The sequence below is a fragment of the Pseudomonas ceruminis genome (genome assembly GCF_021602025.1).
Taxonomy (GTDB): domain Bacteria; phylum Pseudomonadota; class Gammaproteobacteria; order Pseudomonadales; family Pseudomonadaceae; genus Aquipseudomonas; species Aquipseudomonas ceruminis.
The window spans coordinates 12,989-32,617 of sequence record NZ_BQHW01000002.1; the positions used below are offsets into that span (position 1 = coordinate 12,989).

Consider the following 19,629-nt stretch of genomic DNA (forward strand, 5'->3'; position numbering starts at 1 on the left):
ACATGTACGCACAGCTAGTGGAAACCGGAGTCAAGCGCGTCAAATCGCTGGACGAGATGTCGCCCGAGGAGCGCAACTTCCAGGAAAAGATCGACGCCGAAATCAAGATCGAAGCCAAGAACTGGATGCCCGAGGCCTATCGCCAGACCCTGATCCGGCAGATCTCCCAGCACGCCCACTCGGAAATCGTCGGCATGCTGCCCGAAGGCAACTGGGTCACCCGCGCCCCCAGCCTCAAGCGCAAGCTGCAGCTGATGGCCAAGATCCAGGACGAAGCCGGCCACGGCCTGTACCTGTACAGCGCCATGGAAACCCTCGGCGCCGACCGCGACGAGGAAATCGCCAAGCTGCACAGTGGCAAGGCAAAGTATTCGAGCATCTTCAACTATCCGACCCTGAGCTGGGCCGACATGGGGGCGGTAGGCTGGCTGGTCGATGGTGCGGCCATCGTCAACCAGGTGGTGCTCCAGCGCACCTCCTATGGTCCGTACTCCCGGGCAATGATCCGTATCTGCAAGGAAGAAAGCTTCCACCAGCGCCAGGGGTACGAACTGCTTCTGACCATGATGCGCGACGGTACCCAGGCGCAGAAGGACATGGTCCAGGACGCCATCAATCGCCTCTGGTGGCCGGCCCTGATGATGTTCGGCCCAAGCGACGAACACTCCCCTAACAGCGCCCAGTCGATGGCCTGGAAGATCAAGCGCCAGACCAACGACGAGCTGCGCCAACGCTTCATCGACCAGACCGTGCCGCAGCTGGAGCTGCTTGGCTGCACTGCGCCGGACCCGCACCTGAAATGGAACGAAGCCCGCGGCCACTACGATTTCGGCGAGATCCAGTGGGAGGAGTTCTACGAAGTCATCAAGGGCAACGGCCCCTGCAACCAGGAGCGCGTCGCCACCCGGCGCAAGGCCATCGAGGATGGCGCGTGGGTCCGCGAAGCGGCCGTGGCGTATGCGCGCAAGCAACAGAACAAGAACGCCGCCTGAGCGGCGATTGATGCGGAGATCGAAAATGTCTGTCTGGACCCTTTACGAAGTGTTCGTGCGCAGCAAGCACGGCCTGAACCACAAGCATGTCGGCAGCGTGCATGCCGCCGATGCGGCAATGGCGATCGAGAACGCCCGCGAGCTATACACCCGCCGCAGCGAAGGGGTCAGCCTTTGGGTAGTGCCTTCGGCGCTGATCACCGCCTCCTCGCCTGACGAGAAAGACCCGCTGTTCGCTCCATCGGACGACAAGGTCTACCGCCACGCCAGCTTCTATGAACTCCCCGACGAAGTCGGGCACATGTGAGGTTGGCCATGCACACCCAAGCACTCATCCCTTACCTGCTGTTGCTCGGTGACAGCGCCCTGATCCAGGGCCAGCGCCTGTGTGAATGGTGCGGCCACGCGCCGGCACTGGAAGAAGAACTGGCCCTGATGAACGTCGGCCTCGACCTGGTGGGCCAGGCGCGCAATTGGCTGGAATACGCCGCCGAGTTGCTCACCGACGGCCGGGACGCCGATGCCCTGGCCTTTGGCCGCGACGAGCGAGCGTTTCGTAACCTGCTGCTGGTCGAGCAACCCAACGGTGACTTTGCCGTGACCATGGCCAAACAGTGCTTCTATGACGCCTGGCACCATGCCGTGCTGCAGCGCCTGGTCGACTCCAGCGACGCGCGTATCGCCGGTATTGCCGGCAAGGCCCTCAAGGAAGTGACCTATCACCTGCGCCGCTCCAGCGAATGGGTACAACGCCTGGGTGGCGGTACCGAAGAGAGCCGTCGGCGCATGCTGGAGGCGATACCTGCGTTGTGGCGCTTCACCGTCGAACTCACAACCGGCAGCGAAAGCGAAGCCCGGCTGGCCGAAGCTGGCATTGCTGCCGACCCTGCGCAGGTGGGAGCGGCCTGGCTCCAGCAGGTAGCCCGCATTTTCCAGTCGGTCGAGCTGCCCCTGCCAAACGCTGCCAGCCATTTCTACCTCAGTGGCCGCCAAGGGCTGCACACCGAACACTTGGGCCTGCTGCTGGCCGAGATGCAGTTCTTGCCAAGGGCCTACCCCGATGCAACCTGGTGAGCTGATTGCCGGGGACCGCGGTGCCCGGGCCCCTAGCAGCGACGACTTGAGCCGGGCCTGGGCGGTGCTTGCCCAGGTCATGGACCCGGAAGTGCCAGTGGTCAGCGTGGTCGACCTGGGGATCGTCCGTGATCTTGGCTGGCGCGCCGGTCACCTCCACTTGGTAGTCACGCCCACCTACTCCGGTTGCCCGGCCACCGAAGTGATCGAGGGCGATATCCGCCAGGCGCTGGAGCAGGCCGGGTTTCCCGAGCCGGCCCTGGAGCGCCGCTTGACCCCGGCCTGGAGCACCGACTGGATCAGCGACCTGGGCCGTGAACGCCTGCGCGCCTATGGCATCGCCCCGCCCGAAGGCAGCGCCAGCAAACGCAGCCTGCTCGGCGAAGCCCCGCAGGTGTGCTGCCCGCAATGCGGCAGCGGCCATACCGAGGTGCTCAGCCAGTTTGGCTCCACGGCGTGCAAGGCGCTTTACCGCTGCCGCGAGTGCCTGGAGCCGTTCGATTATTTCAAATGCATTTGAGCCGTGGAGACCACCATGAGCCAGTTTCACAGCCTGACCATCAAGCAACTGCGCAATGAAACCCGCGATGCGGTATCGATCGCCTTCGACGTGCCGCCACACCTGCAGGACGCCTTCCGCTTCACCCAGGGCCAGTACCTGGTGATGCGCACCCAACTGGACAACGAAGAAGTGCGCCGCTCCTACTCCATTTGCAGCGCAGTACAGGACGGCGAGTTGCGCGTGGCCGTCAAGCGCGTACCTGGGGGGCGTTTTTCGGCATATGCCAACGAAGTGCTCAAGGTGGGCCAGCAGCTCGAGGTGATGCCACCGTCGGGCAGCTTCTTCGTGCCCTTGTCCCCGACACGCCAGGGCAATTACCTGGGCGTGGCTGCCGGCAGCGGCATCACGCCGATCCTGTCGATCATTGCCACTACCCTGGCCAGCGAGCCGCACAGCCGCTTCACCCTGCTGTACGGCAACCGCTCAAGCTCCAGCGCGTTGTTCCGCGACAAGCTCGAAGACCTGAAAAACCGCTACCTCGACCGCCTGAACCTGATTTTCGTCTTCAGCCGCGAGCAGCAGGACGTCGACCTTTACAACGGCCGTATCGACGCCGACAAGTGCGGCCAATTGTTCTCCCGCTGGATAGACGTTGCCAGCCTGGATGCCGCGTTCATCTGTGGCCCACAAGCCATGACCGAAACCGTGCGCGACAGCCTTCAGGCCAATGGTCTGGCCAAGGACCGCATTCACTTCGAGCTGTTCGCCGCCGCCGGCAGCCACGCCCGCCGCGAAGCCCGCGAGGCCGCGCGTCAGGTAGATGCCGCGTTGAGCCGTGTCACCGTGATCAGTGACGGTCGCGCGCTGAGTTTCGACTTGCCGCGCAACAGCCAGAACCTGCTCGACGCCGGCAACGCCATCGGCGCCGAACTGCCCTACTCGTGCAAGGCCGGGGTGTGCTCGACCTGCAAGTGCCGGGTGATCGAGGGTGAGGTGGAAATGGACAGCAACCATGCCCTGGAAGACTACGAAGTGGCAGCCGGCTACGTGCTGTCGTGCCAGAGCTACCCGGTCAGCGACAAGGTGGTTCTGGACTTCGACCAGCTCTGAAACCGGGTTGCCCTGTTCGCCCGTAACCCCGCGAAAAGGGCCTCAGCGACACCGCAATAACCGCGTGACCTCACCAAAAACAATTACAACACCCAGAGATCGCTTGCCATGACCCCCGAACAGATCGAGAGCATCAGTAACCACCCCGATTTCCAGCACCTGGTACGGCGCAAGCGCCGCCTCAACGGCAGCCTTACCCTGGCCATGCTGGTCATCTACTACGGTTTCGTCCTTCTGGTGGCCTTTTCCCCCACTACCTTGGGCCAGTCGCTGAGCGGTGGGGTGACCACCGTCGGCATGCTGGTCGGTGTGCTGATGGTCCTGCTGTCCTTTGCCCTCACCGGCATCTACGTGCACCGCGCCAACAATGTGCTCGACCCGCTCAATGACAAGGTCAAGCAGGAGTGCGCGCAATGAACTGGACCGCCATCTCGATGTTCATGGTGTTCGTCTGCTTCACCCTGCTGGTCACTCGCTGGGCCGCCCTGCGTACCCGCTCGACCAGTGACTTCTACACCGCCGGTGGCGGCCTGACCGGGATGCAGAACGGCCTGGCCATCGCGGGCGACATGATCAGCGCGGCGTCGTTCCTGGGCATCTCGGCCATGATGTTCATGAACGGCTACGACGGCCTGCTGTATGCGCTGGGCGTGCTGGCCGGTTGGCCAATCATCCTGTTCCTGATTGCCGAGCGCCTGCGAAACCTGGGCAAGTACACCTTCGCCGACGTGGTCTCGTACCGCCTGGCGCAAACCCCGGTACGCTTGAGCTCGGCCTTCGGCACCCTGGCTGTGGCGCTGATGTACCTGGTGGCGCAGATGGTCGGCGCCGGCAAGCTGATCGAACTGCTGTTCGGCATCAGCTACCTGTACGCCGTCGTGCTGGTGGGCGTGTTGATGGTGGCCTATGTCACCTTCGGCGGCATGCTCGCCACCACCTGGGTACAGATCATCAAGGCTGTGATGCTGTTGTCGGGCACCAGCTTCATGGCGTTCATGGTCCTCAAGCATTTTGGCTTTAGCACCGAGGCGATGTTCGCCAATGCCGTCGCCGTGCACGCCAAGGGCCAGGCAATCATGGCGCCAGGAGGCTTGCTGTCCAACCCCGTGGATGCCATTTCGCTGGGCCTGGGCATGATGTTCGGCACCGCCGGGCTGCCGCACATCCTGATGCGGTTCTTCACCGTCAGCGATGCCAAGGAAGCACGCAAGAGTGTGTTCTACGCCACAGGCTTCATCGGCTACTTCTACCTGTTGCTGATCGTCATCGGGTTCGGGGCCATCGTGATGGTCGGAACCGAACCTGCCTACCGCGATGCCAGTGGCGCGATCATCGGTGGCGGCAACATGGTCGCCGTGCACCTGGCGCAGGCCGTGGGTGGCAACCTGTTCCTGGGCTTCATCTCTGCGGTAGCGTTCGCCACCATCCTCGCTGTGGTGGCCGGGCTTGCGCTGTCTGGCGCCTCGGCCGTGTCCCATGATCTTTACGCCTGCGTGGTGCGCAAGGGGCAGGCCACCGAACAGCAAGAGATGCGCGTATCGCGTATCGCCACCCTGGTGATCGGCCTGCTGGCGGTGGTGCTGGGCCTGGTGTTCGAATCACAGAACATCGCCTTCCTCTCAGGCCTGGTGCTGGCCGTGGCGGCTTCGGTCAACTTCCCTGTCCTGCTGCTTTCGATGTTCTGGAAGGGTCTGACCACCCGCGGTGCGGTATGCGGGAGCATGGCCGGGCTGGTGTCGGCGATCGTGCTGGTGGTCCTGGGGCCGGCGGTGTGGGTCAACGTGCTGCACCACGAACAGGCGCTGTTCCCCTACAGCAACCCCGCGCTGTTTTCCATGAGCCTGGCGTTCCTGGGCGCCTGGGTGTTCTCGGTGACCGATACCTGCGCGCGTGCCAGCGAAGAGCGCGGGCGCTACCTGGCGCAGTTCATCCGCTCGATGACCGGGATTGGCGCCGCCGGCGCCAGCAAGCACTGATTCTTGACTATGTCGGGTATAACAACAATGAACCGCATGCACCTCAAATCAGCTGCGTGGTTGGCGACCCTCGCCCTGCCCGCGCCGGCCCTGGCCGACTTCATCGCCGACAGCCATGCACGGCTGGACCTGCGCAACCATTACATCAACCGCGACTTTCGCCAGAGCAACGCCCCCCAGGCCAAGGCCGAGGAATGGGCCCAGGGCTTCACCGCCCGCGTGGAGTCCGGGTTCACCGAAGGGCCGGTAGGCTTCGGCGTGGACGCCATGGGCCAGTTGGGCATCAAACTCGACGCCAGCCGCGACCGGCGCAACACTGGCCTGTTGCCGTTTGGCCCCAACAGCCTCGAGCCGGTCGACGACTACAGTGAGCTGGGCCTGACCGGCAAACTGCGGGTGGCGAAAAGCACCTTGCGCCTGGGCACCCTGCAACCGATCCTGCCAGTGGTGGTGTACAACGACACCCGGCTGCTGGCCTCAACCTTCCAGGGCGGCCAATTGACCAGCCAGGACATCGACGGCCTCACCTTCAATGCCGGGCGCCTGAGCAAAGCCAACCTGCGCGATTCATCCGGCCGCGACGACATGGGCTACGGTGCCGCCACCAGCGACCACCTTGATTTTGCCGGCGGCAGCTACGCGATCACCCCGCAGACCAGCGTCAGCTACTACTACGCCAAGCTCCAGGACATCTACCGCCAGCAGTTCGTCGGCCTGGTCGACACGCGCCCGCTGGGTGAAGGCCTGAGCCTGCGCAGCGACCTGCGCTACTTCGACAGCCGCAACGACGGTGCCGAGCGCGCCGGCACTATCGACAACCGCAACTTCAACGCCCTGTTCACCCTCGGCGTGAAGGCCCATAAATTCACCGCCACCTGGCAGCAGATGTCCGGCGCCAGCGCCTTTCCATTCGTCAACGGCGGCGACCCGTTCACCGTCAACCTGGTGACCTACAACACCTTCACCCGCGCGGGGCTCGATTCGTGGCAACTGCGCTACGACTACGACTTCGTTGCCCTGGGCATCCCAGGCCTGAGCTTCATGACCCGCTACACCGATGGCCGCCATGCCGAAACCGCCATCGTCAGCAATGGCCGTGAGCGCGAGCGTGATACCGACCTCACCTACGTCATCCAGAGCGGCCCGTTCAAGGACGTGAGCCTGCGCTGGCGCAACGTCACCTTTCGCTCCGGCAACGGGCTGACCAACGCCGTGGACGAAAACCGCCTGATCATCGGTTACACCCTGGCGCTGTGGTAACAGCGCCCTTTACAGGAGAACAGCATGTCTGACGCCCCCACCCTGCAGAGCTTCATCGCCGGCCGCTGGATCGGCCAGCACGGCGCCCAGGCCCTGCGCAGTGCCCTCGACGGCCATGTATTGGCCTACAGCCATGAAGAGCGCCCGGACTTTGCCGAAGCCGTGGACTTCGCCCGGGTACGCGGCCTTGCGCAGCTGATGGCCATGGACTTCCAGCAGCGAGCCGCCCGCCTGAAGGCCCTGGCGCTGTATCTGGCTGAACGCAAGGAGCAGCTCTACACCCTGTCCCACCACAGTGGCGCTACCCGCGCCGACAGCTGGATCGACATCGAAGGCGGCAACGCCACGCTGTTTGCCTATGCCGGTATCGGTAGCCGCGAACTGCCCTCGGGCAACCTGGTGCACGAAGGCCCGGCGATCCCGCTGGGCAAGCAAGGCCATTTCGCCGGTAGTCATATCCTGGTGCCGCGCGCGGGTGTCGCCGTGCACATCAATGCCTTCAACTTCCCGATCTGGGGCATGCTGGAGAAGTTCGCCCCGACCTTCCTGGCTGGCATGCCCTGCATCGTCAAGCCTGCCACGTCAACCAGCTACCTGACCGAAGCCGTGGTGCGCCTGATGCACGCCTCAGGGCTGCTGCCCGAGGGCAGCCTGCAACTGGTGGTCGGCAGCACGGGGGACCTGCTGGACCGCTTGCAGGGCCAGGATGTGGTGACCTTCACCGGGTCTGCGGACACGGCTGCGAAGCTGCGCGTTACCCCCAACCTGATCCGCCATTCGGTGCCGTTCACCGCCGAGGCCGATTCGCTCAACTGCGCCATCCTCGGCCCTGACGTGGCCCCGGACAGCGAAGCGTTCGACCTGTACATCAAGGAGGTGGTGCGTGAAATGACCACCAAGGCCGGTCAGAAATGCACCGCCATCCGTCGCGCCATCGTCCCCGCCAAGCACCTGGACGCCGTGGCCACACGCCTGCGTGAACGCCTGAGCAACGTGGTGGTCGGGGACCCGGCGGTGGAAGGTGTGCGCATGGGTGCCCTGGCCTCCCACGACCAGCAGCGTGACGTGGGCGAGCGGGTCCGTGCCCTGCTGGAGAGTTGCGACCAGCTGTTCGGTGCCAGCGACGGCTTTGCCCCGCGCGGCGAAGGCGTTGCCGAAGGTGCTTTTTTCGCCCCGACCCTGCTTCAGGCCCGTGACCCGCATGCCGAGGGTGGTGCCCACGATATCGAGGCCTTCGGCCCAGTCAGCACGTTGATGGCCTACCATGACCTTGACGAAGCCCTGGCCCTGGCCGCGCGTGGCAAGGGCAGCCTGGTGGCGACGTTGGTCACCGCCGACCGTGCCGTGGCAGCCAAGGCGATTCCAGTTGCGGCCGCCTGGCATGGTCGCCTGTTGGTGCTGGACAGCGAAGCGGCCAAGGAGTCCACCGGCCACGGCTCGCCGCTGCCGCAGCTCAAACACGGCGGCCCTGGCCGCGCTGGGGGTGGCGAGGAGCTCGGGGGCCTGCGCGCGGTCAAGCATTACCTGCAGCGCGCCGCCGTGCAGGGTTCGCCAAGCATGCTCACCGCCGTGACCGGCGAATATGTCCGCGGCGCCGAGGTGATCGAGACCCCGGTGCACCCGTTCCGCCGTTACTTCGACGAACTGCGCGTCGGTGAATCGCTGCTGACCCACCGCCGCACGGTGACCGAAGCCGACCTGGTCAACTTCGGCTGCCTGTCGGGTGACCATTTCTACATGCACTTCGACGAGATCGCGGCCAAGGCATCGCAGTTCGGCAAACGCATCGCCCACGGCTACTTCGTGCTCTCGGCGGCGGCCGGGCTGTTCGTCTCCCCAGGTGCCGGGCCGGTGCTGGCCAACTACGGGCTGGATACCTTGCGCTTCATCAACCCGGTGGGCATTGGCGACACCATCCAGGCGCGGCTGACGTGCAAGCGCAAGATTGACCAGGGCAAGGCCAGCCCGCTCGGTCAGCCGCAGGGCGTGGTAGCGTGGGATGTCGAGGTGACCAACCAGCTGGGTGAATTGGTCGCCAGTTACGACATTCTGACCCTGGTGCTCAAGCAGCCCTGAATGATGGCTTGACGCACTCGCCCCAGCGTCGGCCAGCCATGCCGATTGGCCGGCTGGCCGACGCTGAAGCCCGCACAGGCAACCTAGGCGGCGGGCACTTCCCGCAAGCCGCGCAATGCCGCCCGCAGTTCCACCGGCCTGACCGGTTTGGACAAAATGGCGATATTGCGCCCTTGCACCAGGGCCTGGATCCTCTCCAGGTCATGCCCGGTCATGATCAGCGCCGGCACTTCCCAGCCCCGCTGCTCGCGCAAACGGTCGATACAGTCCACGCCGGTCGCTTCCTGGCCCAGGTCGTAATCGGCAACGATCACCTCACACTGGCTGCTCAGGCCAACCGGTGAACTGTGCGCCTCCACCTCGCAACCCCAACGCTGCAACAATGCCGAGGTGGCGCGCAGCACGTTATGGTCATCTTCCACCAGGCACACCCGTAAACCACCAAGCATCGCACTTTGCAGGGCCTGCTGCTCGACACTGACTGCAACCGTTTGCGCCGCCACCCGCGGCAGGCCTTGCAGGCTCACCGCCGTCCCCCGGCCGAGGCGGGACCGCAAGTACACTTGCACGCCCATCAGCCGCCCTAGCCGCTTGACGATCGACAGCCCCAGGCCGACGCCTTCGACATCCTTGTCACGTGCGTGGCGCACCCGGTAGAACTCCTCGAACACCAGCGTCTGGTGCTCTTCGCCAATACCCCGCCCCTGGTCGTAGACAACAATCGCCAGCCCTTCGCCGTGGCGCCGCACACCAATCAGCAACGGCCGATGGGCCGCATACTTGAAACTGTTGGACAGCACGTTCTGCACCATGGTCGCGAGCATCCCGCGGTCGGCGCGCGTCCAGTGGCTGCACGCGCGCAGGCGCATCTGCACCCCGCTCCAACGGGCCGCCTCGGCGTTCTGGCGCAGCAGCTCGGCAAGGAAATCCCCCAGCGCGAACGTCTCGTACTTCGGTTGCACCCGGCCATTATCCAGCGTGTACAGGTCAAGGATCGAGCGGAACAGCTGCGACACGTTGAGCAGCGAACGGTCGATACTGTCCACCAGGCGTCGCTCCTGCTCCCCCAGCGGCGCTTCGCGCAGGCACGCGGTGAACAGGCCGATGGAGTGGATCGGTTGCCGCAGGTCGTGGCTGGCCTGGGCCAGAAAACGCGATTTCTCCTGGGTGGCGGCCATCGCCCGCTCAGATGCCTGGCGCGTGCGCTCCAGCAACAGGTGGGCGTAGAACGGAATCACCGTACTGGTGGTCAATAGCATCAGCACCATGTACGGGTTGGCCTGCCAGTAGGGGTTGAGGCGATACACCACCAGCAGCGCGGTCAGTGCCAGCACCGTGGCAATGGCAAGGTACCGGGTACCGAAGCGCATACCGTTGCCCAGGTTTACCCAGACCATCACGGCATACAGCGGCAGCGCCGATTCACCGCCCAGCACCAGACCGAAGCAGGTGCCTGTGTAGTCATGCACGATGCCCAGTACCCGGCGCCAAGGGTAATGGCCTGGCCAGCGAGCGATCGCCTGGCGCAGGCCGACTGACAGCAGGATGAAACAGAGGATGTAGTAGATGACTGGCAGGTAGTCGGGCAGCGAATGGCCAGGCAGGAAACCTAGAAACACGATATAGGCCAGTGCGCAGCAGGCAACCATGATCCGCAGGTTCGCCTGGTCCAGCTCGTTGTTCTTGTTGAAATCCATGAAGACGTCCTTGTGCACGGGGTCGCATAACGGCCATCTCGTCGCGACGGCTGCCGTAGTCGGCTGTTAAATTAGCACGACCCGGAAAACGGGCGATCAAAGGGAGTTTCAGAACGTGACGTGTCGCATCATCGTGGCGGATGACCATCCGCTGTTCAGGGAGGCGATGGTCCGCACCGTGCAGCGGGTATTACCCGATGCGCAGCCGGAAGAAGCCGCAGACCTGCAGCAGGTCCTGAGCCTGGCCCGTCAGGGCGAGGCGCCAGACACACTGATTCTTGACCTTCGCTTCCCTGGCCTGACCGGTGTCGACCGGTTGGCCGAGCTGCGCCAGCAACTGCGCCGCACCACCTTGATCATCGTGTCAATGGTCGATGAGCCGGCGCTGATCGAACAGGTCATGGCCAGTGGTGTGGATGGCTTTATCGGCAAGAGCATCGCGCCCGACGAGATCGGCGCCGCGATCCTGGCCATTCGTGACGGTGAAGTGTTGGTCAAGTACGCGCCGTCAGGGCTATTGCCGAACCTGGGCTGCGACGCCGAGCTTGAACAACTGACCCATCGTCAGCACGAGGTGCTGCGCCTGATCGCTCAGGGCAAGACCAACAAGGAAATTGCCCGGGACCTGGACATCTCGCCGTTCACTGTACGCATCCATGTCTCCTCGCTGCTCAAGGCGCTCAACGTCACCACACGCACCGCCGCCGCCGTGAAATACACCGGTACCTGACACCGTTGGTCGGTATTGGCGCGCGCAGAAAGATCGCCCTGGCTACAGCGCACTCTAATGTGCAAAGGACGCCAAGGAGACTGTGATGAACGAACGACTGCAAATGGGCGGCGGTAATGCCCAGGACGACTGGCCCGAGCTGGAGCCTGAACGGCGCAACGATCGGGCGGATGACCCGGATGCCGACCCGAATGTCACCGATGACGAACAGAACCGCCCTGGAGTCCCTGCCAGCGATCCCGAAGCGGGTGCGTGATGTATTGGAGCGGGCGCCTGCCCGCTCCCACACTCAGCCTATCAACGCCGAGTCGCCTACCGATTGGCTCGGTTTGCTGCCCGATGGCCGCCAATTGACGGCCGTTATTCCATAGCGCTCGGCCATGGGGCGGCTGACTTTCTTGATTTTTTCTCGGCCAAACTTGGGGATGATGCCAATCCCTGCATCACAGCTTGCCCAGTGCCAAGCCTCGGCATTATCCAGCCGCTCAAGGCGAATGATGAAGCTGCGGGGCTCGCCGTGCAGTTGGTAGTCGATGATATACAGCTGGGGGTTAGGCATCACTCGGCCCTCCTCTTCTCCATGGATGACTCAGTCATTGAGTGATGCCTGTCGAGAAGATTCAAAAAATATTGTCGAACAATTGCCCCCGGAGCTCACTGCGCCTGGCGGCCTCCCCCATGGCTGTTCTGCCCGCCCTTGCGCCCGGCCTGGGAGGCCCGCTCACGGTCGTTTGCAAAGTTGCCGCCCGATGCCTGTCCGCCCTTCTGACCCGCACGGGAGGCCCGCTCGCGGTCGTTGGCAAAGTTGCCTGGGTTGGTTTCCTTGGTGCCGCCTCGTTGCCCGGTCCGTTGTTGATCGCCAGCCATGTCGTATCTCCTTGCGATGGGATGGGTTGCGCGCATGAAACTGTGCCATGCCTTATTTCGGAGCACGTGTAACAGCGCTCTGCTCAATTCGATTGACGGGGACTGACCGGTGGCACAAAACACTGCGAGCGCAAATGCTTGTGCAGCGGTTTGCGGGCTCATCTTTTCCATAGTCAACAGAACGTTTGTTGCACCGGCGCGGACAAACCAGATAGAAATCAAGATTCGCCGCTGGAGCCCGCATGAAGCCAGTCAAACATCGCGCCACCATCATCTGCCGGCATGGCAAGAAGACCCATAAATGGCTGTGGGTGAGAAAGCCCAAGGCTGCCTGGACCTTACCGGGCGGCAAGATCGAGCCGGGTGAGACACCTCACCAGGCCGCTGCGCGCGAGTTGTGGGAAGAGACCGGCCTGCAGGCCGAGGCGCTGACCTTTCTGATGCGCTATGAGGCACCAGGGCGCATACACTATGTGTTCGAAGCCGACTTTGCCGATGCCCCCAAGCCCATCGCCCAGCATGAAATTGCCGACTGCCGCTTTGAACACCTGACGCAGGTGCCAGCCTTGAACAGCGAAATCAAGGCGCTGATCCTGTCGTTGCTTGCCTGTGACCGGGCCATGGCAGCATCAGTGCGCTGATCAGGGCTTGTGCATCATGCATGCACACTCCACTGCGTGACCTGCGCCTCGATCGGCATCTCGTCGATGGCGTGAATCATCCCGCTCGCCAACGCCTCGTCGGGCCCCAGTATCCGCGGATAAGCCATGAGGTAGCGCGGTACATCCAGGACTTCGCTGCTGCCTTGAGTACGCTCGGCAACGATTTGCGCATACAGCTGCAGGTCGTAATCCAGGCTCATTGCATATTCCGCCATGCGCGCGTGGTCCACCGAACCATGCAGCGTCCAATGGAACGGATGGAACAGGAATTTGCTGTGGGTACATGCGGTGCGATGTTCACCGGCCAGGAACAGGATATTGCCCATCGATTCGACGGTGCCCAGGTTGTGCGTATGCACCGCCACCGGCAGCGCGCGCAGGAAGTTGTAAAGGGTAAAGCCATAGCTGCATTCACCGCCCATCGTGGCGATGTTCAGCTGCAGTGCTTCGGCGCCCTGCTGCAGTGCCTTGGAACAGGTGTTGATCAGGTTGCCACAGGTCGAGGAGTTGATCGGGCCGGTGAAGTGGATGATGTGTCTGGCCATGCTTGTCTCCAGCGTAGGTTCATACCCGAGATTGAGCGGGCGTTCAGTCCGTCGTCTGGTCCTTGCTGTCGGCGCCTGTCTCACCGTGTTCGCCCATGCGCTGGTACTGCTTGCGCAAGGCATGCAGCTCGGCAGGGTCCATGTCCTCGAGGTCGAGCAGGGCCTTGTGCGCGCGGTGGGTGGTTCGCAACAGCTCGTCGATCTTGATGTGCAGCTCATCGTTGTCCCGGTTCTGGGTGTTCTGGATCAGGAACACCATGAGGAATGTAACGATGGTGGTTGAGGTGTTGATTACCAGTTGCCAGGTGTCGTTGTAATCGAACAGCGGCCCGGTGACGGCCCAGACCAGAATCAACAGCAACGCGATGGCGAAGCTCAGCGGGCGGCCACTCCAGTTGGCCAGCCATTGGGCGAAACGGTCGAATTTCATGTCGGCGTTCCTCTGCTGTTTGTCCGCTATGCGGTGGAATCGCCGGCCGCTGCAAAGTTCATTTTGCCAGCGCTGGCCACGCCGCTGGTCACTCATGCTGAACCTGCGCGAGCATTCGCCAGTCGCACATCACAAGCTTTGCTGAATCAGAAAAGGAGGCAATGTGAGCGAGATCCGCATCGGCATATCCGGATGGCGCTACGGCCCCTGGCGCAAGGACTTCTACCCCAAGGGCCTACCCCAGGACAGCGAGCTGGCCTTCGCCTCGCGGGCAGTCAACAGCATTGAGATCAATGGCTCGTTCTATAGCCTGCAGACGCCCGACCGCTACCGTGCCTGGCACGCCCAGACGCCGGAGGGTTTCCTGTTTTCGGTAAAAGGCCCGCGCTACATCACCCATGTGCGCCGGCTCAAGGACATCGAGGAGCCGTTGGCCAATTTCTTTGCGTCCGGGCCTTTGCTGCTGGGTGAAAAACTCGGGCCGTTCCTTTGGCAGTTTCCGCCGAACATGAAGTTCGACGAAGCGCGCTTTGCGCATTTTCTGCAACTGCTGCCGCGTGATCGACAGGCGGCCCGACACTGCGCCAAGGCCTGTGCAGAACGGCTCAAAGGCAATGGCGGAACGGGCATAGAAGGCAACGCTCCTTTGCGCCATGCCGTGGAAATCCGCAACGATAGTTTTCTGTGTGATGCCTTCATCAACCTCTTGCGCCAGCACCATATCGCCCTGGTGGTGGCCGACAGCGCCGGCAAATGGCCGTATGTCGAAGACGTCACTGCCGATTTTGTCTACATGCGCCTGCACGGTGACGTGGAGCTTTACAGCAGTGGTTACACGGCGCGTGCCTTGCGCCGCTGGAAGCAGCGCATCCAGTGCTGGAGCGAAGGCAGCCAGGCCGACGATGCGGCGCTGGTCATTCCCGGGCCGCCGCCGCGACGGGCCTCGCGGGATGTGTACTGCTATTTCGACAACGACCAGAAGGTCCATGCGCCCTACGATGCCCGCCGCCTGCTGGAAAAAATGAAGCTCGATTACGACCTGGTCACTGAGCCTGGCGTCGAGCCGCAGGTGCAACTGTGAACAGGACACTGCCCGCGCCCAATTGCATCATCGACAGGGTCACCACCGTGCATCGGCTCACGGTGCTGACCATCAACGTGCACAAGGGGTTTAACGTATTCAACCGGCGCTTCATTTTGCCGGAGCTGCGTGAAGCGGTGCGTACCACCGGTGCCGACCTGGTGTTTCTACAGGAGGTGCATGGCAGCCATCAGCACCACGCGATCCGCCACCCGGCCTGGCCGGATACCCCGCAATACGAGTTCCTGGCCGATAGCATGTGGCCGCAGTTCGCGTACGGGCGCAATGCGGTGTACCCCCATGGCGACCACGGCAATGCCCTGCTGTCCAAGTTCCCGATCAGCCATTACGACAACCGCGATGTGTCAATTCACGGCAATGAGCAACGCGGCCTGTTGCATTGCCGGTTGGACGTGCCGGGCCATGAGCAGGTACACGCCATCTGCGTGCACCTGGGGCTGCGCGAGGCGCACCGGCAAAACCAGGTGCGTCTGCTGCTGGAGCTGCTCGACAGCCTGCCGCCCACCGCACCGGTGATTGTTGCCGGCGACTTCAACGACTGGCGCCTGAAAGCTGACGCCGTGCTGTCCAGGCACTTGGTAGAAGCCTTTGGCAAGCGTTGCGGGGCACTGGCGCGCAGTTTCCCGGCGCGCCTACCCCTGCTCCGCCTGGACCGCATCTACCTGCGCAATGCCGTACCCGAGAAGGCCCAGGTGTTGTCGAGTTACCCGTGGTCGCACCTGTCCGACCATGCCCCCCTGGCAGCGGAGATTTCCTTGTGAACAGACCGTGGGTGCAAGGCAACAGCGTGGAGCTGTTGATCAATGGCGAAGATTTTTACCCACGGGTGTTCCAGGCCATGGCGCAGGCGCGTGAAGAAATCCTCCTGGAAACCTTCATCATTTTCGATGACAAGGTGGGCCAGCAACTGCAACAGGTGCTGATTCACGCCGCCAGCCGCGGGGTGCGGGTCGAAGTGGCGGTGGATGGTTATGGTACCGCCGACCTGCCCAATGCCTTCATTTCGGCCATGACCGATGCGGGTGTGAGTTTCCATGCTTTCGACCCACAACCCAGGGTGGTGGGCATGCGCACCAACCTGTTCCGCCGCTTGCACCGCAAGATCGTGGTGATCGATGGCCAGCGCGCCTTTATCGGCGGTATCAACTACAGCGCCGATCACCTGGGCGACTTCGGGCCCATGGCGAAGCAGGATTACGCCGTCGAGGTGACCGGGCCGGTGGTGGCTCAAGTGCATGCGGCCAGTCGGCGCCTGATGAAACCGGTGCTGGAGCCGCCCAGCGAAGTGCGCCCGCTGACGCAGCCAACCGGCACCGCCAGCGCGGTGCTGGTCGAGCGGGACAACCACCGGCGTACTACGGACATTGAAGTCCGCTACCTGGAGGCATTCCGTGCGGCACGTCAGCGCATCGTGGTGGCCAACGCCTACTTCTTCCCCGGTTATCGGCTGCTGCGTGAGCTACGCAACGCCGCCCGGCGCGGTGTACAGGTTACCCTGATCCTGCAGGGGCAGCCCGACCTGCGCTGGGTCAGGGCGCTGTCGCGGCTGCTGTACAACTACCTGCTGCGCGACGGCGTACGCATCCACGAGTACTGCAGCCGCCCGCTGCATGGCAAGGTGGCGCTGGTCGATGACCAATGGGCGACGGTGGGTTCCAGCAACCTGGACCCGTTGAGCCTGTCGTTCAACCTGGAGGCCAACCTGTTCATTCGTGATCGAGCCTTCAACCAGCAACTGCACCAGCACCTCGAGTCACTGGCTGGCGAACAGTGCAAGGTCGTCACCCTGGAGCGCATGGTCCGGGGTTACTGGTGGCGAGCGCCGCTGATCTTCGTATGCTTCCACGTCATCCGCCATTTCCCCAGAATCGCCGGCTGGTTCCCGGCACACCGCCAGCGCCTGCACTCGGTGCAGCCTGAAGTGCAGGCCCACGGTGATTTTCGCGAGGGAAAAGCCTGATGGAACAGGTGCGTTGGCAAACCTGGGGCAAACGCCTGTTCACCGGGGTCTTTCTGGTGCTGATCCCGGTCTTGCTGTACCTGCTGGCGCGCAACCTGGACTGGAATGAAGTGCGCCACTCGCTGCTGGCCTATAAGCCCGGCACGCTGTTGATCGGCCTGGCATTGGCGCTGTGCAGCTACCTGGTATTTGCCAGCTACGACCTGCTGGCGCGTGCCTACACCGGTCATACCTTGCCCGCGCGGCAGGTCCTCCCGGTAGCGTTCGTGTGCTATGCATTCAACCTCAACTTCACCACCTGGGTAGGCGGGGTCGCGCTGCGCTATCGCTTGTACGGCCGCCTGGGCCTGGATACCGCCACCATCACCCGTATTCTTACCTTGGGCTTGCTGACCAACTGGATGGGCTACATGCTGCTGGCCGGTACGGTGTTTGCGCTACGGTTGGTCGAGTTGCCAAGCGACTGGGCGGTCGGCGCCGCAGGCTTGCAGTTGATCGGCGTATTGCTGCTGGCGATTGCCGTCGGATACGTCCTTGCCTGTGGTTTTGCCAAAAAACGCACCTGGCGCTGGAGGGCGCATGAAATCACCCTGCCCTCGCTGCGCCTGGCCCTGTGCCAGATTGCGCTGGGCGCAAGCAACTGGGCGCTGATGGCGTTGTTGATCTTCTGGCTGTTGCCTGGTGAGGCATTTTACCCCTCGATTCTGGGCATTTTCCTGATCAGTTGCGTCGCCGGCGTTGTGGCCCATATCCCCGCGGGGCTGGGCGTACTCGAAGCCGTGTTCCTGGCCCTGCTGCATGGCCAGATCGGTCAAGGCACCCTGGTGGCGGCATTGCTTGGCTACCGCAGCCTGTACTATCTCATCCCGCTGCTGCTGGCGCTTATCACTTACCTGGTGCTTGAAAAGCGTGCCAAGGCGATGCGCCAGCGCAGCAAGCCGGCTTAGCTCGATAACGGGCCCCTGGCCCAGGAGGTGCACCATGCGACGCTCCCTGATACTGGCGCTCCTGGGCGCCGTTGCCAGTGGCCAGGCAATGGCCGAGGCCTGCGATGTGCAAATCCGGTCGTCCAGCGAAGCAGTGAAACCAGTCGAGCAACACACCTGCTACAGCTACAGCAACATGCCCGCCGAGGCCATCGACTGGTCCTGCAGCAACGAAAGCAAGGACATGCTCAGCACCAAAAAGCACAAGGTCGCACGCTGCGCCGATGGCAGCGTGGGCAGCTGTATTGCCCCGCTGACCCAGGAAAGCTTGGCCAACCCCAAGGCCGCCGGGCGCGACGAGCCGTCAACCAAACCTGCGCTGGCCAAGGATGCGCGGGTAATTACCTATTACTACGACGCCCCGAGCCTCGGCCAGGCCCGTGCCGACTGCGAGCGCAGCAACGGCATCTGGCAGACCCACTGACCCAACGCAGGAGTACCGCCATGCCACGTGGAGACAAAACCAAGTACACCGAAAAACAGAAGCGCAAGGCTGAACACATCGAGGAGGGCTATGAGGCCAAGGGCGTGTCCAAGGACGAAGCCCAGGCCCGTGCCTGGGCGACGGTCAACAAGCAGTCCGGCGGCGGGGAGCGCAAAGGTGGTTCGGGGCAGAAAACCAGTGCCGCCAGCAAGGAAAAAGCCCGGGCGTCATCCGGTCGCCGTGCTGCGGCAACCCGCAAGGGCGTGCCCCGGCCTGGCGAGCAACTGGAAGACATGAGCAAGGCCCAGTTGCTGGAGCGGGCTCGCCAGCAGCACATTGCTGGGCGCTCCACCATGCGCAAGGCCCAATTGGTCGAAGCGTTGCGCAAGCAGGCGTGACCAAGCAAAGGGCCGCACAGCGGCCCTTTGGGTTCAGTGCTTGGCCGCACCGTTCAGGGCGAAATCGGGTCGCTGGCCGGGAAGGTCTCTTCCAGTGCGTTGTCGACGCTGCTTTCCCCAGGTTGCGCCGCCTCGCCACACTTGCAATCGCCCATGCGGCAGGGCTCACCGTTGCGGTGGCCTGATGCACAGGCCTGGCAGCAATACGCCTTGCCGTTGTGCATCACGGCATTGTGATCCACTGAGCAGGAACAATGGGTGCAGCCACAGCGTTGTTCGGTCATGGTCATTTCCTCGGTTCGTCTTCCACTGCATCATCGGCCCACGGCTCACCGTCCAGGGGGTCGGAGCGGGCCAGTTCGGCTTCGTCCAGGCCAATCCCGCCACCAATGTCGCCCGCATCCACCTCGCTCAATTGCTGGTCGGCGGGGCCAGTTCCATCGCCTGGCTCGTACCGATCGCGCGCGCCGGTCTCATCCAGCAGGGTGTCGGGGCTCAGGTCGTCGTCGGTGACATTGTCCTCGTGCAGGCTATCGGTCAGGGCCTCGCCCCCGGTCATGCCGCTTTCGACGACGCGCTGTGGCGGAAACTCCTTTGCCACTTCCGCCGGCGGGCGTTCATCGCCTATGCGCCCCTCGCGCTCGTCCTTGCGATCGCTGAAGTCCAGCTCATGGACGCTGCCCATGCGGTCTTCGGTGTCGTCGATTTCGCGGGGTGTATAGGGCTTGGGGTCATCGGGTCGGGTCATCTCGGCTCTCCATCAGCGGGTTACTTCTGGTCGACTACGCCAAGCAGCGGAAGATTCAGAGTTTTTTCCCGTCTGGCGAACACGATTTTT

Annotated in this window: 24 protein-coding genes and 1 pseudogene; 18 read left to right on the forward strand and 7 right to left on the reverse strand. The window is 63.2% G+C overall.

What is annotated here, in order from left to right:
• Positions 1–2: 2 nt before the first annotated feature.
• From paaA to paaZ, 9 genes and pseudogenes are all read left to right on the forward strand, one after another.
• Positions 3–992 (forward strand): 1,2-phenylacetyl-CoA epoxidase subunit PaaA, encoded by a 990-nt coding sequence (paaA, locus tag L6D80_RS02310; RefSeq protein WP_176513876.1) that lies wholly within the window; start codon positions 3–5, stop codon positions 990–992.
• Between the two features lie 25 nt (positions 993–1,017).
• Positions 1,018–1,299, forward strand: a complete 282-nt coding sequence (gene paaB / locus L6D80_RS02315) for a 1,2-phenylacetyl-CoA epoxidase subunit PaaB (RefSeq protein ID WP_004374528.1) — start codon at positions 1,018–1,020, stop codon at positions 1,297–1,299.
• 8 nt (positions 1,300–1,307) lie between these two features.
• Entirely contained in the window at positions 1,308–2,066 is a 759-nt protein-coding gene (gene paaC, locus L6D80_RS02320) for a 1,2-phenylacetyl-CoA epoxidase subunit PaaC (RefSeq protein WP_176513878.1), read from the forward strand.
• Positions 2,053–2,586 (forward strand): 1,2-phenylacetyl-CoA epoxidase subunit PaaD, encoded by a 534-nt coding sequence (gene paaD / locus L6D80_RS02325; RefSeq protein ID WP_176513880.1) that lies wholly within the window; start codon positions 2,053–2,055, stop codon positions 2,584–2,586. Before paaC ends, paaD begins: the two co-directional genes overlap by 14 nt.
• 15 nt (positions 2,587–2,601) lie before the next feature.
• A complete protein-coding gene (paaE, locus tag L6D80_RS02330; RefSeq protein ID WP_176513883.1) occupies positions 2,602–3,678 on the forward strand; it encodes a 1,2-phenylacetyl-CoA epoxidase subunit PaaE in 1,077 nt (358 codons plus the stop codon).
• A gap of 108 nt (positions 3,679–3,786) precedes the next feature.
• Complete coding sequence (locus L6D80_RS02335) at positions 3,787–4,095, forward strand: DUF485 domain-containing protein (RefSeq protein WP_054902515.1); 309 nt, start codon at positions 3,787–3,789, stop codon at positions 4,093–4,095.
• A pseudogene (locus L6D80_RS02340) lies at positions 4,086–5,654 on the forward strand (cation acetate symporter); the annotation flags it as partial. The gene L6D80_RS02335 and the pseudogene L6D80_RS02340, both read left to right, overlap by 10 nt.
• 27 nt (positions 5,655–5,681) lie before the next feature.
• Positions 5,682–6,914 carry an OprD family porin gene (locus tag L6D80_RS02345; RefSeq protein ID WP_176513885.1) on the forward strand — a complete coding sequence of 411 codons (1,233 nt, stop codon included), beginning with the start codon at positions 5,682–5,684 and terminating at the stop codon, positions 6,912–6,914.
• A gap of 24 nt (positions 6,915–6,938) precedes the next feature.
• The gene (gene paaZ / locus L6D80_RS02350) at positions 6,939–8,990 is read left to right on the forward strand and encodes a phenylacetic acid degradation bifunctional protein PaaZ (protein WP_176513887.1); all 2,052 of its coding nucleotides are present in this window, start codon (positions 6,939–6,941) and stop codon (positions 8,988–8,990) included.
• A gap of 83 nt (positions 8,991–9,073) precedes the next feature.
• Here paaZ and L6D80_RS02355 read toward each other — a convergent pair whose 3' ends face one another.
• The gene (locus L6D80_RS02355) at positions 9,074–10,687 is read right to left on the reverse strand and encodes an ATP-binding response regulator (protein WP_176513889.1); all 1,614 of its coding nucleotides are present in this window, start codon (positions 10,685–10,687) and stop codon (positions 9,074–9,076) included.
• A gap of 115 nt (positions 10,688–10,802) precedes the next feature.
• On the opposite strand from L6D80_RS02355, the gene L6D80_RS02360 reads away from it, so the two are divergent.
• Entirely contained in the window at positions 10,803–11,417 is a 615-nt protein-coding gene (locus tag L6D80_RS02360) for a LuxR C-terminal-related transcriptional regulator (protein ID WP_176513890.1), read from the forward strand.
• Between the two features lie 85 nt (positions 11,418–11,502).
• Positions 11,503–11,673, forward strand: coding sequence for a hypothetical protein (locus L6D80_RS02365; RefSeq protein ID WP_156358096.1), 171 nt, complete (start codon positions 11,503–11,505; stop codon positions 11,671–11,673).
• Between the two features lie 33 nt (positions 11,674–11,706).
• Here the strand turns inward: L6D80_RS02365 and L6D80_RS02370 are convergent, their stop codons facing one another.
• Both L6D80_RS02370 and L6D80_RS02375 read right to left on the reverse strand, forming a co-directional pair.
• Positions 11,707–11,976, reverse strand: a complete 270-nt coding sequence (locus L6D80_RS02370) for a DUF6555 family protein (RefSeq protein ID WP_176513892.1) — start codon at positions 11,974–11,976, stop codon at positions 11,707–11,709.
• 95 nt (positions 11,977–12,071) lie between these two features.
• A complete protein-coding gene (locus L6D80_RS02375; RefSeq protein ID WP_054902522.1) occupies positions 12,072–12,284 on the reverse strand; it encodes a con-10 family general stress protein in 213 nt (70 codons plus the stop codon).
• 242 nt (positions 12,285–12,526) lie between these two features.
• On the opposite strand from L6D80_RS02375, the gene L6D80_RS02380 reads away from it, so the two are divergent.
• Positions 12,527–12,925 carry an NUDIX hydrolase gene (locus L6D80_RS02380; protein ID WP_054902523.1) on the forward strand — a complete coding sequence of 133 codons (399 nt, stop codon included), beginning with the start codon at positions 12,527–12,529 and terminating at the stop codon, positions 12,923–12,925.
• Between the two features lie 14 nt (positions 12,926–12,939).
• On the opposite strand, the gene L6D80_RS02385 is transcribed toward L6D80_RS02380, so the two are convergent.
• Both L6D80_RS02385 and L6D80_RS02390 read right to left on the reverse strand, forming a co-directional pair.
• Positions 12,940–13,491, reverse strand: a complete 552-nt coding sequence (locus tag L6D80_RS02385) for an ATP-dependent Clp protease proteolytic subunit (RefSeq protein WP_176513894.1) — start codon at positions 13,489–13,491, stop codon at positions 12,940–12,942.
• 43 nt (positions 13,492–13,534) lie between these two features.
• Positions 13,535–13,921: a low affinity iron permease family protein gene (locus tag L6D80_RS02390; RefSeq protein ID WP_054902525.1), complete on the reverse strand. Its 387-nt coding sequence runs from the start codon at positions 13,919–13,921 to the stop codon at positions 13,535–13,537.
• A gap of 163 nt (positions 13,922–14,084) precedes the next feature.
• Between L6D80_RS02390 and L6D80_RS02395 the strand changes: the two genes are divergently transcribed.
• From L6D80_RS02395 to L6D80_RS02420, 6 genes are read left to right on the forward strand one after another with little or no spacing between them, the layout of a single operon-like run.
• The gene (locus tag L6D80_RS02395; protein ID WP_176513896.1) at positions 14,085–15,002 is read left to right on the forward strand and encodes a DUF72 domain-containing protein; all 918 of its coding nucleotides are present in this window, start codon (positions 14,085–14,087) and stop codon (positions 15,000–15,002) included.
• Positions 14,999–15,784: an endonuclease/exonuclease/phosphatase family protein gene (locus L6D80_RS02400; RefSeq protein ID WP_176513899.1), complete on the forward strand. Its 786-nt coding sequence runs from the start codon at positions 14,999–15,001 to the stop codon at positions 15,782–15,784. Before L6D80_RS02395 ends, L6D80_RS02400 begins: the two co-directional genes overlap by 4 nt.
• A complete protein-coding gene (gene clsB / locus L6D80_RS02405; protein ID WP_176513901.1) occupies positions 15,781–16,983 on the forward strand; it encodes a cardiolipin synthase ClsB in 1,203 nt (400 codons plus the stop codon). The genes L6D80_RS02400 and clsB overlap by 4 nt, the downstream gene beginning before the upstream one ends.
• Positions 16,983–17,930: a lysylphosphatidylglycerol synthase domain-containing protein gene (locus L6D80_RS02410; protein WP_176513904.1), complete on the forward strand. Its 948-nt coding sequence runs from the start codon at positions 16,983–16,985 to the stop codon at positions 17,928–17,930. The genes clsB and L6D80_RS02410 overlap by 1 nt, the downstream gene beginning before the upstream one ends.
• 34 nt (positions 17,931–17,964) lie before the next feature.
• Entirely contained in the window at positions 17,965–18,393 is a 429-nt protein-coding gene (locus L6D80_RS02415; protein ID WP_176513905.1) for a hypothetical protein, read from the forward strand.
• Between the two features lie 20 nt (positions 18,394–18,413).
• Positions 18,414–18,791, forward strand: a complete 378-nt coding sequence (locus L6D80_RS02420; protein WP_054902531.1) for a Rho termination factor N-terminal domain-containing protein — start codon at positions 18,414–18,416, stop codon at positions 18,789–18,791.
• A gap of 53 nt (positions 18,792–18,844) precedes the next feature.
• On the opposite strand, the gene L6D80_RS02425 is transcribed toward L6D80_RS02420, so the two are convergent.
• Together L6D80_RS02425 and L6D80_RS02430 are read right to left on the reverse strand one after the other, a co-directional pair.
• Positions 18,845–19,075, reverse strand: coding sequence for a metallothionein (locus L6D80_RS02425; protein WP_176513907.1), 231 nt, complete (start codon positions 19,073–19,075; stop codon positions 18,845–18,847).
• A gap of 2 nt (positions 19,076–19,077) precedes the next feature.
• Positions 19,078–19,539 carry a hypothetical protein gene (locus L6D80_RS02430; protein WP_054902533.1) on the reverse strand — a complete coding sequence of 154 codons (462 nt, stop codon included), beginning with the start codon at positions 19,537–19,539 and terminating at the stop codon, positions 19,078–19,080.
• Positions 19,540–19,629 lie beyond the last annotated feature (90 nt).